Below are 17261 nucleotides of genomic sequence, written 5' to 3' on the forward strand. Positions count from 1 at the left end.
ACCGAATATACCACAATATGATTAACATATTAGTTTTTATCTTACAAAAAGGTGGTATCATCATGCTTATTTTCTTCCTTATTTTATCCCTATTCATCAATTTAAGTCTCATAGGCTATATGATTTTTATTGAGCATAAAGATGTAACCGCAACATGGGCGTGGCTAATGGTACTCCTATTTCTTCCTTTTATTGGATTCTTTCTCTATCTTTTTTTTGGACAGAGTATGAAAAAACGTAAGATGTTTAATAAAAAAGAAGAATCTGATCGTTATATGCATCTACTACATAGTGAGATTTATAAAGACTCATGTAGCCATTGCACTCATAATAACTGTTCAAGTTGTTATGACTATAACCTTTTACACTTCTTACTCATCGGTCATGAATCTGTCTATACTTGTGATAATGCAATAGAAATCTTCACCGATGGTCACGCTAAATTTAATGCACTCTTTGAAGATATCAAATCTGCAACTCAATATGTTCATCTAGAGTACTATATTATTCATAATGATAAACTAGGTATGGCATTTAAAGACTTACTTATCAAGAAAGCATCTGAGGGCGTAGAAGTTTCATTACTTTATGATGGTATGGGATGCCTTAAAACACCTTCTTCCTATTTTAAGGAACTCAAAGAAGCTGGAATTAATTTAACCTGCTTTGCACCCCCTTTTACACCTTGGCTTAATCTCCATTTTAATTATCGTAACCATCGTAAACTCTGTATTATTGATGATAAAGTTGCTTATCTTGGTGGATTTAATGTGGGTGATGAATACCTTGGAAAAAGTAAATGTATGGGGTATTGGCGTGATACCCATCTTAAAATAGTAGGAAGTGGTGCTTTACTTTGCAATCTTCAATTTCTATTAGATTGGCGTTTTGCATCCCATGAGTCCCATTGTCTAGATCATTATAAGCTTCCTAATCTATCACCTTTATGCCATGCTACAGGCGCTATTATACAGCTTGTTTCAAGTGGTCCTGATTCTAAGTACCCTACAATTAGAAATGGCTATATCAAAATGATTAATGAAGCAAAGTCTAGTATTTGGATTCAGACCCCTTACTTTATTCCTGATGAAGCACTTCTTACTGCTCTCAAGCTTGCTAGCTTATCTGGCCTTGATGTACGTATTATGATTCCTAACAAACCTGACCATATGTTTGTTTATTGGGCAACTTATTCTTATATTGGTGAACTTATAAGCTGTGGAGCTAGAGCCTATACTTATGAAAAAGGTTTTCTACATTCTAAAACCATTGTAATAGACCAAACCCTTTCTTGTGTAGGGACAGCAAACTTTGATATGAGAAGTCTAAAACTTAACTTTGAGATGAATGCTTTTATCTATGACAAAAGCTCCGCTATTCAACTTAGCGAAGCTTTTGAAAAAGATTTATTAGATTGTAAAGATCTAACTTTAGAAATTTATGATGCTAGGCCTCTATTTATCAAGTTTAAAGAATCTATTTCTAGGCTATTTTCACCTATTCTTTAATAGCCACCAATAACAATATCAGCACCTGATCGCTTAACTGTACAATATGTAACATCTTCAAAAATATACTTTACTAAGCTACCCATCGTAACTTTCACACCTGAGTGAAGTATATTTTTGACTTTAATTTGCCCTCCTGTAGCATCTTGTATGCTCTCAGAAAGTTCCTTATATCTACTTGATAATTCTCTGTGAGTACTTTGAGTTTGCTGTCTCGTAATTAATAGTTTCCTTAGAAGTTCTAGCTTATCTGGTGGTAATTCTCCTCTAGCTTGTTTGGTTGTAAGGAAATTTACACTTTGACCAATTTTACTTAGTTCTTCTGATAATGTAAAGTATTTCTTTTCAATCTGTTTAAATTCATTCATAACATGTGGTGGTATACCAATTTGTAAGTCTGTTTGTGTTGCCATTGAAGAACCCATCGTAGTAGCAGTTATATAATGACTTGCTATAATCTGCCCTCCAACTATAAGCCCTTTTCCTTTTTCTACATAAACATTGCTAGCTGCAACTTGGCTATGCATAATAGCTTCTGCTACTACATTCCCTGTAGCTTCTACTTTTGCATTTTGAATGAACTTCGCCACCAAGTTCCCATTAGTCTTTACAGTACCTTTATCAATACCTTGTATACCATACCAAACACTGATGTCACCTTCTGCTTCAAGATGTGCTGCCTCTACGCTTCCATGGATTTCTATGTTGCCCGTGGCCTTTACTTTGAAGCCATTTTTAACACTTCCATTGATAAGTATACTTCCTACAAATTCTACATTACCTGTACTACTATCCACGTCTTTTTCAATGACTAAAAGTGGAGCAATATAAATATTATGTTTATCATAGCAAAGACGACCACTTATACCTGCTACTAATGTTTTACCATCTTCTAATAAGTCTACATTTTTACCACGTGGTAACCTTATATCTTTGCCTTTGACTGCGCGTACTACTTCGCCAAAAACATTCATACCTTCTATACCCTCAGTAGCAGGTACTTTTTCATATAGAACTTGCCCTTTATTCACATTATGAACTATATTTAAGCTTTTAAAGTCTACAGTACCATCTTCATTTTCTTTAGGTTGAACTTTATTAAAGTTTTCTACATCAAAATGAAATAGGCTTTTAGCATCATCACCTTTTTGTGGCACCATTCCTCTTGCAATGATATATTTAAACTCCATTTGTCTATTTGATTCAATATCATTTAAGACATTCTCATCAAGTCCATATACTATTCCTTTATCATGGATTTGCTTTTTTATTTCATCTATCCCTAACTGTTTTCCATCTCCTAAAGATGGTTTAAAAGATACTACAGCAAGCATCTTATCTGGTGTCACTTCTAAAGTCATTGTCTCATTAACAGCTTCTCTTAATGTATCCATGCGTAGCCCCCCATTTTATCTGATGTTTGATTAGTACTCTTAATTCTTTATGCTTAATCTGTAATTTCTTCTAATAACGCTCTTACGGTATCTTCTACATCTTGTGGTAATCTTTTCTTTTCTTCTGCACTTAAACTCGCTACGTCTATTGGCTTACCTACATTAACATAAATTGTAGTTTTTTGAATTCTACCCTTTTCTTCTAACACCTTATAACTGTTTTGAATAGCTATAGGTACAATTGGTACGTTTGCTTTTGTTGCTAGTTTAAAGCTTCCTGCTTTAAAGCTTCCCATTTCTGGTCCTTTTTGGCGTGTTCCTTCTGGAAAGATTACTACTGACTGCCCTTGTTTAAGTTCATCGATCCCATCTAAAATCGCTTTTAGAGATTGTTTCATATCATCTCTTACAATATAAATACACCCCATTGCATCAAACCATGGTCCAATAACAGGCATTTTCTTTGTTTCATCTTTTCCAATAAAGATTAAAGTATCCTTTTCTACTAGCGTAGCCATAACAGGACTATCAAAAAGACCTTTATGATTTGCCATATAAACAACTGGCCCATGTTCAGGTAAATTTTCTTTACCTTTAATCACAAGTTCTGCTCCCGCTGCACGTATCATTCTACGGCTTAATTCTCTCATCATTGCATAAATTTTAGCACGATAAGCTTGCTTGGTTGCACGATCTAACTCTTTGTTATCCACTCTATATTTTTTACGATTAAATGTATTGGTTACAAAGTGAAAACCCATAGCCCACAATACCCAAATTCCTCTTAGCACATTCTCACTTCCTTCTTTTGTTTTGTCTGATAACCATTATAGAAGTTTATTTATATGCATCTAGCATACGTTCTTTGAGATAATATAAATCATCAGATAAGTCTACTGGAATATGAGCTGGATTAATTAGACGCTTTTGCTCATCCCATAGCTTTTCTAACTCTTGTTTTGCATAAGCACGAATGTCCATTGTCTTTGGTGATTCATAAACACATTCACCTTCTCTAAAGATTGGTACAAGGAGTTCACGCATAGTGTATTCCCCAGCTTTAAGATGCATTTTTCTCCATCTTGCTTTTGGATCACGTACCGTAATATCTTGAGTTAAATCAAATTCTTCCTCTTCTAGAGCGATTAAATCTACTTTAACCTTTTGTGTAGCATTGTCATAGATACGGATAACTTTTTTAATCCCTGGGTTTGTTATTTTTTCTGGATTCTCTGAGATTTTAATTTTTGGTTTGAACATTTCTTGATTTTCACGTTCTGCTGCAAGCTTATAGATTCCTCCAAAAGATGGACAATCATCTGAAGTGATAAGCTTTGTACCTACACCCCATAATGTAATAGCTGCACCTTGACGTTTAAGGTCTGCAATTAAGTATTCATCTAAATCACAAGATGCACTAATAACTGCATCTTTATAGCCTGCATCATCAAGCATCTTTCTTGCACATTTTGATAAATAAGCAAGGTCACCACTATCTAAACGAATACCATAGGATTTGGATTCAATACCTGCTGCTTTCATCTCATCAAAGACTTTGATGGCATTAGGCACACCTTGCCCTAATGTATCATAAGTATCTACAAGTAAAATACACTTATGAGGGAATAACTTTGCATAAGCACGGAAAGCCTCTAGCTCACTTTCAAAACTCATAACCCAGCTATGTGCATGAGTACCTGCAACGGGTACATCAAACATTTGCCCTGTAAGTACGTTAGATGTTGCATGGCAACCACCAATAATAGCTGCTCTTGCACCATATAGTCCTGCATCTGGTCCTTGCGCACGGCGAAGTCCAAATTCAAGTACTGTATCACCTTCTGCTGCTCTTACAACACGAGATGCCTTTGTAGCAATTAAACTTTGGTGATTGATAATATTTAATAATGTTGTTTCAATAAATTGTGCTTCAAAAATAGGTGCTTTGACACGCATAAGTGGTTCACCTGGAAGTACAACTGTCCCTTCTGGTATAGCATCAATATCTCCTGTAAATTTAAAATCACTTAAATACTCTAAGAAATCCTTACTAAAGATATTAAGGGATTCTAAGTACTGAATATCTTCATCTGCAAAATGAAGGTTTTTAATATAATCAATAGCTTGCTCCAATCCACAGCAAATCGCATAGCCATTTCCTGATGGATTTTTTCTATAAAATAAGTCAAATACTACTTCGTGGTTATTTACATCATTTTCAAAATAACCTTGCATCATAGTTAATTGATAAAGGTCTGTTAACAATGTAAGATTTCTATTACTCATACAATAGTCTCCTGTTCATTTATAAATACTTATCGCTGTCTACCTATGTTTGTTATCTATTATTATATCATATAAATAGTTATTTGTAGTCTAAATGGAATACTCTTTTCACACTATTTGTCCACATTATGCTCTATTATTTCTTATACATACGTGGATAAATCACCAATTCTTACACAACTTGTGGACTTTTCCTTTTAGTAGCTTATGTTATTTATTATAAACTACTCCTTTTAGTTTTAATTTATTTTGTTCAAAAAGATTTGCATGCAAAACAAGCCAGCCTAAGATTACAATCATTCCCCCCTTTTCTAAGTTCATCAGAAGTTGGAATACCGTAATTCTTATAAATAAAAAAGTAGTACTTTTGTTATCTCAACCAAAACACTACTTTTAACAATTAACTATTTGCTTCTTTATCATTAGAATAAATATGTATTACTATATCTCTTTATAAAGCGCATATCCACTTATTAATACACCACATCCACCTATTAAAGATAAAACTCCCCCTATAAGTTGATAGTTAAGTGTTGTTGTATCTATTACTCGATAATATGCATTTGTATCCATTGAACCACCATTATTTTTCATCGCTTTGTGTCCAGCATTTTCTCCAGCTTTAACTGAGCTAAATACAAATATTAGTCCTATAGCAAAAATAATACTCATTATAATAAGTGCTCTTTTTGCAAATATTTTCTTCATAATATAATTTCCTTTCCCAAAATTATGTTGGATTTCTATTTATAGATTATCTATTTTTCAAGTTGATCTTAGTTTACCTTCTTTCTCTAATCACCATCTCAAATCAATAAATATCTATCCTTTACGATTCTTTTTAATATAAATACTCAATGCTCTTATCCCTAATATAATAAGAATAATAGGACCTACCACTATGGGAATTAATAAGACTAAACTTAATAGCTGTACAAACCATTCCCATCCTGTGACCATACTAAACTCTATAACTTTTGTACTCATTTTTTCTCCCCCTCTTTTCCCTAACACTATTATTGAACTTATATTCTCTATAGCGTGTTAAAATAAACACTACCTGTATTTTATTTAGTATATCACTTTTTTGTACTCATCCATATATTCTACACAAGTTGTTTTATTCATTTTTTCTCCATTACTTATAGCTTAATCCATATTCTATTATTTCTTTATAACCTTCTTATCTTAGCCTTTTATCTACTCTCAGCCCTAGCTATGTACAGCCAAATGATATACAATACAGTTATCAAATCTATAGAATGAAGAGTACACAACTATGTCTACACAAATGGAACGTATGAAACAACTTATTGAAGCTAAAAAGAATAAAAATAACCAAAAAAATCAAGTTAAACGCCCTGAGAATGTTTCTATCACTACACACAAAGGTTTTAACAATAAGAAAAGTGGCGGTGCATTCGACAAATAATCTTTACAAATTTCTTATTACCTTTTATAATAGGAATAAATTCATATAATTTTGAAACACTATGAAAAGGAAAAGTAGTATTTTTAAGGCGTTAAAGCGAGTGGGGACGGTGTGAGCCCATACGATAGAAAATATGAACAATCACCTTGGAGTGGCAGACCGAACTTCTAAGTAGGCTCTGACGGAATCCTCCCGTTAACTCAAGGAAAGGTATAACGAGTGGCCTAATAGGCAAATCAGGTGGTACCGCGGAAGATGGATACTTAATGCCCTTTCGTCCTGTATATAAACGTGGACGGAAGGGCTTTTTTATATTTTTTTAGCATTTCCCCACGTCATCAAGCCTTACAGTGTTTATATCTGTTGGCGCTACTATATATTTATAAAAATCCTAAGGAGGCACAAACAATGTATAAAAAAGTTGATACCAATCTCAACTTCGTTGATCGTGAGCTTGAAGTCCTCAAGTTCTGGCAAGAAAACAACGTGTTTGAAGAATCAATCAAATCAAGAGAAGACGGCCCTGTATTTACATTCTACGATGGCCCACCAACAGCAAACGGTAAACCACATATCGGTCATATCTTAACTCGCGTTATCAAAGACCTTATCCCTCGTTACCGTACTATGAAAGGTTACAAAGTACTTCGTAAAGCTGGTTGGGACACACATGGTCTTCCAGTAGAGCTTGAAGTTGAAAAACTTCTTGGCATCAGTGGTAAACCACAAATCGAAAACTATGGTGTAGAAGACTTCATTACTAAATGTAAAGAAAGTGTTTGGAAATACCAAAGTGAATGGGAAAAAATGACTAGCCGTGTTGGTTACTGGGTAGACATGAATAATCCATATGTTACTTATCACAATAACTACATCGAATCTGTATGGTGGTCACTTCGCCAAATCTGGGACAAGGATCTTATCTACAAAGGTCACAAAATCGTTCCTTACTGCCCAAGATGTGGAACATCTCTTTCATCACACGAAGTAGCTCAAGGCTACAAAGATGTGAAAGATGCTACAGCTATTGCTAAGTTCAAAGTTGTAGGTGAAGAAAATACTTACTTCCTCGCTTGGACAACAACACCTTGGACACTTCCATCAAACGTTGCACTTTGTGTAAACCCAGATGAGAACTATGTAAAAGTAGATGCTAGTGGTACATTCTACATCTTAGCTGAAGCACTTGTTGCAAGTGTATTCTCTGATGAAGAAGCTACTGTAGTTGAAACAGTAAAAGGTACTGACCTTTGCGGCAAAGAATACGAACCACTCTTCGACTTTGCTAAACCAAACAAAAAAGCTTACTTCGTAGTTGCTGATAACTACGTTACAATGTCAGACGGTACAGGTATCGTACACATTGCACCTGCATTCGGTGAAGATGATGCGAGAATCGGTCGCGAAAATGACCTTCCATTCGTTCAACTTGTTAACGAACAAGGTTACTTCACACCAGAAGTTACTGAGTGGCAAGATATCTTCGTTAAAGACGCTGACCCAGCTATCCTTAAATGGTTAGAAGCTAATGGCAAACTCTTTAAAGCTGCACCTTATGAACATAGTTACCCACACTGCTGGAGATGTGATACACCACTTCTTTACTATGCACGTGACACATGGTTCATCTCTATGTCAAAAGTTCGTGACAAACTTGTTAAAAACAATAACACAGTTAACTGGTTACCACCATCAATCGGTGAAGGCCGTTTTGGTAACTTCCTTGAAGGCGTAATCGACTGGGGTCTTTCACGTTCACGTTACTGGGGTACTCCACTTCCAATCTGGGAATGTGAATGCGGTCACCAACACCTTATCGGTAGCATTGAAGAACTTAAAGCAATGAGTTCTGACTGTCCAGATGACATCGAACTTCATAAACCATACATCGATAATGTACACCTTAACTGTCCAAAATGTAATAAACAAATGACACGTGTATCAGACGTTATTGACTGCTGGTATGATAGTGGATCAATGCCATTCGCACAACTTCACTATCCATTTGAAAACAAAGAAGTGTTTGAAGCAAACTACCCAGCTGACTTCATCTCTGAAGCTGTTGACCAAACTCGTGGTTGGTTCTACACACTTATGGCTATCTCAACACTTATCTTCGATAAGGCTCCATACAAAAACGTTATCGTTTTAGGTCACGTATGTGATAAAGATGGTCTTAAAATGAGTAAACATAAAGGTAATGTAGTAGATCCTTGGACAGTACTTGATGGTCAAGGTGCTGACGCTGTTCGTTGGTACTTCTACTCAGCAAGTGCTCCATACCTTCCAAGCCGTTTCGGTCCAGAAAATGTAAGCGAAGCACAAAGAAAGTTCATGGGTACTTTCTGGAACACTTATGCGTTCTACATCCTTTATGCAAACATTGATAACTTCAATCCAACACAATATGAACTTAACTATGATTCATTAAACATGATGGATAAATGGGTTCTTTCAAAACTTAACACATTAGTGAAAGAAGTTGATGAAAACCTTGAAAACTACCGTATCTTCGAAGCTTCTCGTGTAATGCAAGACTTCATTGATGATGTATCTAACTGGTACGTTCGTCGTAGCCGTGAAAGATTCTGGCAAAGTGATATGCCACAAGATAAAGTAAATGCGTACATGACACTTTACACAGTTCTTACAACTTTAGCTAAAGTATCTGCACCATTCATTCCTTTCATGACAGAAGAAATGTACCAAAACTTAGTTCGTACAAACGATACTAACGCTCCAGAGAGCATTCACCTTTGTGACTTCCCAGTTGCAAACGAAGCAATGATCAACAAAGAGCTTGAAAAACACATGGATGATGTACTTCAAATCGTAGTACTTGGTCGTGCTTGCCGTAACGAATCTAACATTAAAAACCGTCAACCAATCGGTACAATGAGAATTGGTGCAACAGAAGTTCTTCCTGCTGCATACAATGAAATCATTGCAGACGAATTAAATGTTAAGAACGTTGTCTTCACAGAAGATGCAAGTGACTTCATCTCTTACACATTTAAACCACAAATGCGTACTTTAGGACCAAAATACGGCCAACTTCTCAACCCAATCAGAACTGCTCTTACAGAGCTTGATGGTACAAAAGCTATGGCTGAACTTAATGCAACAGGCGTTCTTAAACTTGATATCAACGGTCAAGAAATTGAGCTTACAAAAGATGATGTTCTTATCGCTACAGCTCAAAAAGAAGGTTTCGTAGCACAAAGTGAAGGTGGTTTCACAGTTGTACTTGATACTAACCTTTCAGAAGAACTCATTGAAGAAGGTTTCGTACGTGAAATCATTTCTAAAATCCAAACAATGAGAAAAGAAGCTGACTTCGAAGTTCAAGATCACATCTTAGTTGGTTATGCAGATAATGCTAAGATTGCTGACCTTATGACAAGAAACAATGCTGAAATTGCATCTGAAGTTCTTGCAAATGAAGTAGCAGAAGGCACTCTTGTTGATGGTTATACAAAAGAATGGAAAGTTAACGGTGAAACTGTAACACTTTCTGTTAAACGTGCTTAATTTATAAGCTCTATATAATTTCTAACTTTAAAGACCTAGCTGGTCATGGATGCACTTACTTATAGCTTCCATCACTAGCTAGGTCTTATTTATTTTTATCCTTATACAATTTCTAACTGCCTGTATGCTTCTATCTTAAGTAAATAAAAAGCTGCTACTAACTCTTCTCATTGACCAAGTTAGTAACAGCCTCTTTATCTATATGTAAAATGATACAGTTTATTATTTTCTATTACGAGATCATTTCAACGATTTCTAAATCTGTTCTACGATCTAAATCATAATAAGTCTCTGCTACTTTTATAATCGGTCTATAAATACAATGTGGATGCATGAAAACCACTTCACCTACTTCACCAGTATTTAGTGTTACTTGTACACCAATATAATAGTCCGCCATATTTTTCAAAAAGAGCAGTAAAATCTGTGTATCTAGTTTATCTATGCCCTCACTCAGCATCTTTTCCATAACTTCAAATGGGGTTTGACGTGTTTTATAGACCCTTTCAGAAATCATTGCATCATATGTATCTGCAATTGCTAAAATCCTACCATAAAGGTGGATTTCATCACCCTTTAGTTCTCTTGGATAGCCCGTTCCGTCTATGCGTTCATGGTGGCTAAGTACCCCCTCTTTTACCGCATTACTTATTCCATCCACATCTTTAATAAGATTATAACTTTCTGTTGCATGTCTCTTTACTATTAAGTACTCTAAGCTACTCAATTCACCCTTTTTATTTAATACATTTTGATTAACTTTATACTTACCTGCATCATGTAAAACACCTGCTAAAAAAAGCTCCTCTAATTGCTCATCTTTAAGTCCCATCCACTTACCAATTAATACTGAAAGCATCCCTACATTTAAACTATGTGTATAGGTATACTCATCTAAAGTTTTAACTACATTCACACATCCCATAATTGTACTATTACTATTAAGCTTTGTGAAAAAAGTAGTTTTTATTTCTTCTACTGCTTCTTTATCTATTTCTTCTCCTAGTCCTATTGCACTAAGTGTCTTTTGTAACTTTTCTTTATCTTGTTCATAAGACACTTTAGACTCGGCAGGTATATGCCATACTTTATCCCAAGTATTAGATTCTATATAAATATCTGAACACATGAATCGCTTCAGCCACTCTATACTTTGCTCAGTTAAAACGTGGCCTTCTTGACATAGTGTAATACCTGAACGGATGTCTATAACGTTTCTTGCAATAATATCCCCTGCATTGCATTCATAAATAGTTACCTTTTTATCTTTCATATTTAATATTACCCCTTGTTTTAATATTTGCCCTTACTAAAATAATATTTATATGAATATTTTATCACTTAACTTTATAGATTAAAATACGTTTTTTTACAAAATAATAAAAAAATTTACTAGAACATTTTCTTACGAAACATAATAATCACACCTATAATAATTAAAATAAAACAGCCAAATAAGATATACACAAGACCTGCTGGATCATGCATAAAAGGGAGGGGCACATTCATACCAAATAAACTGAAAATCATTGTAGGAATAGAAAGTACTATGGTTAATGATGTTAGGGTTTTCATCACAATATTTAAGTTATTAGATATAACAGAAGCAAAGGCATCTCTTGTCTCACTTAAAATACTACTATATATATTGGCCATCTCCATTGCCTGTTTATTTTCAATAATAAGGTCTTCTAATAAATCCTTATCTTCTGGGTATTGTTTGATTTTCTCCATGCGCATCATTTTTTCGAATACTATTTCATTTGCTCGTAATGATGTGGTAAAGTAAACCAAACTCTTTTCTAATTCTAAAAGTTGTATAAGTTCTTTATTTCTCATTGCTTTATTTAATTCTTGTTCTACTTTGTTACTTGCTTTATCTATATATCTTAGATATTGAAGATAATAAGAAGCATTTTTATAAAGTAGTTGCAGAATAAATCTTGTTTTTTTAAAGGTATAGAATGTCTTTACTTTTCCTGTAATAAAGTCTTGAATCATTTCTACACGTCTAAGACAAATAGTCATAATGAAATGTTCACTAATTACAATTTCCATAGGTATTGTTACATATTCGTGCACACCCTCTTCATCTTTAATAGGAACGTCTACGATAATAACTGTATAATCATCTTCCGTATTAATGTGAGCACGTTCTTCTTCGTCAAGACCCGCTTTTAAATCTTCAGGTGCAATACCAAAAGTTTTTGAGAGATAATCCATCTCTTCTAAGGTTGGATTTTCTACATTTATCCAAGTTCCAGTTTCAAAAGATTGCATGAGTTCTAGACGGTCATGTTGAGTTTTATACATACTAATCATTTTTTCACATCCTTCGTCTTTTCATTAGACAAGGGACCTAAAAAAGCGACTAGGCATCTTGTACTAACAAAAAGAAATCATTTTATTATTTGATTTTAAAACCTTGTACCTGGGACTACTCGGTCCAATATCCATTGTTCTATTCACTCTCCTTATTATCTTAATGTATGCAAAAAATAATTCTTGCCATTTCAAGTGTAGAGGATAGTATGCCGTTCGTCAAGAAATTAAATAAATAGCTTTGAAAGGGCTGCCACAAAATAACTTTCATTTTATGACAGCCCTTTAATTTTACTTTCATCTAGAATGTACTATTTAATAAATTTTTCCTGCTTTTTTATTACCTGTCTTTGCTTTACCACTAATTTCTGGAACAGGTTCTACATCATTTTTAGGAAAATGAGATTTACTATTACTTTCTAAACCATGTGGATCATTAACATCTGGTCTTCTCATACCTTTTTTAGCCATAACTATCACACCTTTCTTTGCTTTTCTATTCCCCTCTATTATTTGTCACATCTCAATGTTTTATTCTCACATAATTATTTCAATCGGACAAAGTCAAATTTACTTCTTGCTTCATATACTATATTACTCCTATTAATCACTTACTTGTTTTTCTAGTAAAAGGGGGGATATTATGAGTAAAGAATTTTTTAAATGTCTATTGGCTGTTCTATATTTTATATTAGGCACCATTTTAACTGTATATTTTGTTTTGCATTTTAATGCTGCTAGTCCAGCCTATATACTTACTATAATACTTGGATTATTTCTTATCATTACTGGATTTTGCTCTTTTATTTTACATTATAAGAATCACTTGATTATTAAAGCTATAAAGGAAGAAAAGCTCTCTCCACTGGCAAAATGGTCCTATATACCTTCTGCTTATACACTTACCAGAGATAGAGCTACTGAAGATTACCATATTGATTTATCGATTATTATGTTAATAGGTATTTTAGGTCTCATTGTATCTATTGGCTTTATCTTTTCTAATACACCAAACCATTACCTCATTGCTGCTACTTTAATTACTCTAAGCGTTATCCTTTCAAGTTTAATAAGTATTTGCATCTCTATCTACCACAACGATAAACTAGAAAAGGAAACAATGACTATTATTACTGACAAATACATTTATTATGACGGTACACTATACAGTTTATATAAATCTTGTTATGCACTAGATCAAATTGAAGTCATCTACGGAGAACAAAATTACCTTCAATTCAATTACGGTATACCTGGCACAACTTATGACACTTATCAAAAACTAATCATCCCTATTCCTAAGACAGAACTCCCACTCGCACAGAAAATACAATCACATTACCTAGAACTCATACATTAAAATTCCCATAAAGTTAAATCCCGAAAAGTTAAATCCGCTCCTTCACCGATCTATCTCCCTTGATCCATGAAGGAGCTTTTGTATTGTCTTTTCTTTGCTCCAGTGGTAGGTTTAATCATTCTACGAAAGCGGCTAGTGAGGTGAGCTATTAGATTGCCTTTTATGGTTACTCTAGGCAGTTTAGAAAGTGGAAGGCTATGCATAGCTACGCTGGAGGCTTCTTTATTAAAGGTTGTTTAGAAGGCGTTAATGAAATATGATGGCGTTTTTGTGATTATAGAATTTACGCCTTCTTAGCGTTCTTGAAGTTGAAGCTGAAAGCGTATACTATGAATAGCCTACACACTCCCCTACACAAGGAGTTATTGTATTGTCTTTTCTTAGCTGCCGGAAGGTTTCTTTACTCTAGTGGTAGGTTTGATCATTCTACGAAAGCGGCTAGTGAGGTGAGCTTAGAGGCTGTTAATGACGGTTGCATAGGGCATTTAGCCATATGTCTGAGTAAAGCGAGTTTATGGCGTTCCTATGCAAACAAATTTACAGCCTCTTTGCCACCGAACGTTGAGCTGAAGGAGAATAATCAAGCCGACCACTACTCCTCACAACCTAAAAGGAGCTATTGCATTATCCAATGCAATAGCTCCTTCTTTTTATTTATCCATTTTTCCGTGTTTAGGTAAAATACGAATGGCATTTAAAATTGCAATAATAGATACCCCTACATCGGCAAATACTGCAAGCCACATATTGGCAAAACCTAATATACCTAAAATCATTACTAAGAATTTAGTTCCTAGTGCGAAGATAATATTTTGTTTAACAATACGTTTTGTATACTTAGCAATCTCAATTCCTTTATTAATTTGCATTAAGTTATCTTGCATAAGCACAATATCACTTGCTTCTACTGCTGCATCTGAACCTATACCACCCATAGCAATCCCTACATCTGCTAATGCAAGTACAGGTGCGTCATTAATACCGTCACCTACGAAGGCTACTTTATTGCCTTCTTCAATCAGTTTTTCAACTTGATGTACTTTATCTTGTGGAAGTAACTCTGCATAGACTTGGTCTACACCAACTTCCCCACCAATATATTCAGCAACTTCTTTTTTGTCACCTGTAAGCATGATTACCTTTTGAATACCTTGTTTCTTAAGTTCTTCAATGGCTTTCATACTTTCTTCTTTTACAACGTCAGCTACAATAAGACATCCAATATATTCACCATCTACTGCAACGTGTACACTTGTTCCTAACATTTTTGGTACTTTATACTCAACATGATTCATTTCCATGAAGCGTTCATTACCAGCAATAACTTTCTTACCTTTTAATGTAGCACTTAATCCGTATCCTGCTTTTTCTGTGTAATCTGTAAGCTCTTCTGTCACTAACTCACTTCTATAATTAGCAATAGCTCTTGCTATCGGATGGTTAGAGTTTCTTTCAATTTGTACAGCATATCTTATAAGGTCTTCTTCTAACCCTTTACGTGCTGGGAAGATACCAATAACTTCAAAGCTTCCTTTTGTAATTGTTCCTGTTTTATCCATTACAACTGTATCAATTTGTGTAAGTTTTTCTAGATAGTTACTTCCTTTAATAAGCACACCACATTTAGAAGCTGCACCGATTCCTCCAAAGAACCCAAGAGGTATAGATACGACTAATGCACATGGGCAAGAGATAACTAAAAAGACAATACTTGTATAAATCCAATGGTTCCAATCACCTGTAACTAATGAAGGAATAATAGCAATAAGCGCTGCTGCTATAACAACTGCTGGTGTATATACAGCTGCAAATTTAGTAATAAATTGCTCTGTTTGTGCTTTTTTGCTTGTTGCATTTTCTATTAAGTCTAAAATTTTGGATACTGTAGAGTTTTGTAGTGTTTGTGTAACTTTAATTTCAATAAGTTGGTCAACGTTAATACTTCCGCTTAATACTTCACTACCTTCTTCCATAAATACAGGCACAGATTCGCCTGTTAATGCAGAATGGTCCAAATTACTTTTACCTTTTACAATAATACCATCAAGAGGAATTTTTTCTCCTGGTCTAACTGCTAAAGTATCACCAATTCTTACTTCACCTGGTGCTACAACGACCCAATTACCATTTCTCTTCACACGAGCAAATTCAGGTTTGATATCCATAAGCCCTTCAATAGCTTTTCTTGACTTAGCTACTGCTTTAGATTGGAAGTACTCCCCTACTTGATAGAAAAGCATAACCGCTACGGCTTCGCTATACTCACCAATAACAAATGCAGCTAATGTAGCAATCGTCATTAAGAAGTTCTCATCAAATACTTTTCCTTTAATAATATTTTTAACAGCTTTTAAGACAATGTCATAGCCAACAATAACATAAGATATAATTGTGAATACTTCTAATTTACTTACTGCCCCAAACAATAATAAACCTAAACCTACAATAATACGCATCATCATTGCATCTTCAGTTTTTAAGTACTCTTTAAACTTTTGTATAGCTGACTTAGGTGCCTGACTAACTTCATTCTTAGGTTTTTTTACTTTTTCAATTCTATTATTCTCTACTGTACCAATAGATCTAACTGTTGCTTTCCCAGCTACTGCTTTTCTAGTTGCTGTTCTCTTAGCAACTTTTTTTCTTGTTACTTGTTTATGATGATGGTCACCACATCCACATCCATTCTCATGTTGGTGATGATGATCTACACCGCATCCACATTCATCCTTATGGCTGTGATGATGTGCTTCACCACACCCACATCCGTCTCCATGCTCATGGCGATATGATGTAGTTGAGCTAGCCTGATTATCCCAAGATTCAATAATTACGCCATCTTCTACCTTGTTAGCAATCTTTTTAAGCTTTTCTTCTATAAGAGTAACGTTATTTTCCTCTGTAAGGACTTCTACCTTCTTAAGCATAAAATTAATATAGGCTTCTTTAAAGAAGTCATCTTTATTTAAAGCGCGCTCAATCTTTGCTGCACAATTGGCACAATCAATACCATCTATTTTAAATAAGTGTTTTTGAGCTACAGCTTGAGTAGCTTCTTGAGTTTGGTTATCCCAAGGTGTAATGACTACACCATCCTCTACCTTATTTGCAATTTTTCTGATCTTTTCTTCTATCATCTTAGAATCTTTTTCTTCAGTATGTACTTCAACTTTCTTAAGCATAAAGTTAATATAAGCTTCTTTAAATAACCCATCTTTATTTAAAGCTCTTTCAATTTTTGCCGCACAGTTAGCACAATCAATGCCTTCTATTCTAAATAAATATTTCATACTCCGCCTCCTTTTTTATCTGCCGATTTCCCTTTTTCATATGAATGATTGCTCATATATTATTATATTATGCATCTCATATTATTTTGTCAACACTTTTTCATAATTTAACTTTCTCTTTTCTTTCCCTGTTATTAT

Annotated in this window: 13 protein-coding genes and 1 other annotated feature; of the genes, 4 read left to right on the top strand and 9 right to left on the bottom strand. The window is 34.4% G+C overall.

Features of this window, described 5'->3' with window-relative positions; translation table 11 throughout:
* Positions 1 to 17: 17 nt before the first annotated feature.
* On the top strand, positions 18 to 1508 hold the full coding sequence (gene cls, locus PBV87_RS18035) for a cardiolipin synthase (protein WP_271013224.1): 1491 nt from the start codon (positions 18 to 20) through the stop codon (positions 1506 to 1508).
* Here cls and PBV87_RS18040 read toward each other — a convergent pair.
* From PBV87_RS18040 to PBV87_RS18060, 5 genes are all read right to left on the bottom strand, one after another.
* On the bottom strand, positions 1505 to 2902 hold the full coding sequence (locus PBV87_RS18040) for a DUF342 domain-containing protein (protein ID WP_271013225.1): 1398 nt from the start codon (positions 2900 to 2902) through the stop codon (positions 1505 to 1507). The genes cls and PBV87_RS18040 overlap by 4 nt on opposite strands.
* A gap of 53 nt (positions 2903 to 2955) precedes the next feature.
* The gene (locus tag PBV87_RS18045; RefSeq protein ID WP_271013226.1) at positions 2956 to 3693 is read right to left on the bottom strand and encodes a lysophospholipid acyltransferase family protein; all 738 of its coding nucleotides are present in this window, start codon (positions 3691 to 3693) and stop codon (positions 2956 to 2958) included.
* 46 nt (positions 3694 to 3739) lie between these two features.
* A complete protein-coding gene (locus PBV87_RS18050; protein WP_053983156.1) occupies positions 3740 to 5188 on the bottom strand; it encodes a nicotinate phosphoribosyltransferase in 1449 nt (482 codons plus the stop codon).
* 441 nt (positions 5189 to 5629) lie between these two features.
* Positions 5630 to 5896: a hypothetical protein gene (locus PBV87_RS18055; protein WP_271013227.1), complete on the bottom strand. Its 267-nt coding sequence runs from the start codon at positions 5894 to 5896 to the stop codon at positions 5630 to 5632.
* A gap of 114 nt (positions 5897 to 6010) precedes the next feature.
* Entirely contained in the window at positions 6011 to 6175 is a 165-nt protein-coding gene (locus PBV87_RS18060; RefSeq protein ID WP_271013228.1) for a hypothetical protein, read from the bottom strand.
* 292 nt (positions 6176 to 6467) lie between these two features.
* On the opposite strand from PBV87_RS18060, the gene PBV87_RS18065 reads away from it, so the two are divergent.
* Positions 6468 to 6620, top strand: coding sequence for a hypothetical protein (locus PBV87_RS18065; RefSeq protein ID WP_154668767.1), 153 nt, complete (start codon positions 6468 to 6470; stop codon positions 6618 to 6620).
* 52 nt (positions 6621 to 6672) lie between these two features.
* Positions 6673 to 6905, top strand: a binding site (T-box leader).
* Between the two features lie 123 nt (positions 6906 to 7028).
* Positions 7029 to 10151: an isoleucine--tRNA ligase gene (gene ileS / locus PBV87_RS18070; protein WP_271013229.1), complete on the top strand. Its 3123-nt coding sequence runs from the start codon at positions 7029 to 7031 to the stop codon at positions 10149 to 10151.
* A gap of 232 nt (positions 10152 to 10383) precedes the next feature.
* On the opposite strand, the gene PBV87_RS18075 is transcribed toward ileS, so the two are convergent.
* From PBV87_RS18075 to PBV87_RS18085, 3 genes are all read right to left on the bottom strand, one after another.
* The gene (locus PBV87_RS18075) at positions 10384 to 11424 is read right to left on the bottom strand and encodes an HD-GYP domain-containing protein (protein WP_271013230.1); all 1041 of its coding nucleotides are present in this window, start codon (positions 11422 to 11424) and stop codon (positions 10384 to 10386) included.
* Positions 11425 to 11543: 119 nt separating this feature from the next.
* Positions 11544 to 12473, bottom strand: a complete 930-nt coding sequence (locus tag PBV87_RS18080) for a magnesium transporter CorA family protein (protein WP_053983152.1) — start codon at positions 12471 to 12473, stop codon at positions 11544 to 11546.
* Positions 12474 to 12788: 315 nt separating this feature from the next.
* Positions 12789 to 12944, bottom strand: a complete 156-nt coding sequence (locus PBV87_RS18085; RefSeq protein ID WP_198524851.1) for a hypothetical protein — start codon at positions 12942 to 12944, stop codon at positions 12789 to 12791.
* 172 nt (positions 12945 to 13116) lie between these two features.
* On the opposite strand from PBV87_RS18085, the gene PBV87_RS18090 reads away from it, so the two are divergent.
* Positions 13117 to 13833, top strand: a complete 717-nt coding sequence (locus tag PBV87_RS18090; protein WP_053983151.1) for a hypothetical protein — start codon at positions 13117 to 13119, stop codon at positions 13831 to 13833.
* Positions 13834 to 14483: 650 nt separating this feature from the next.
* Here PBV87_RS18090 and PBV87_RS18095 read toward each other — a convergent pair.
* Positions 14484 to 17123, bottom strand: a complete 2640-nt coding sequence (locus PBV87_RS18095; protein WP_271013231.1) for a heavy metal translocating P-type ATPase — start codon at positions 17121 to 17123, stop codon at positions 14484 to 14486.
* Positions 17124 to 17261 lie beyond the last annotated feature (138 nt).

Source organism: Holtiella tumoricola, from assembly GCF_027857615.1.
GTDB lineage: Bacteria > Bacillota > Clostridia > Lachnospirales > Cellulosilyticaceae > Holtiella > Holtiella tumoricola.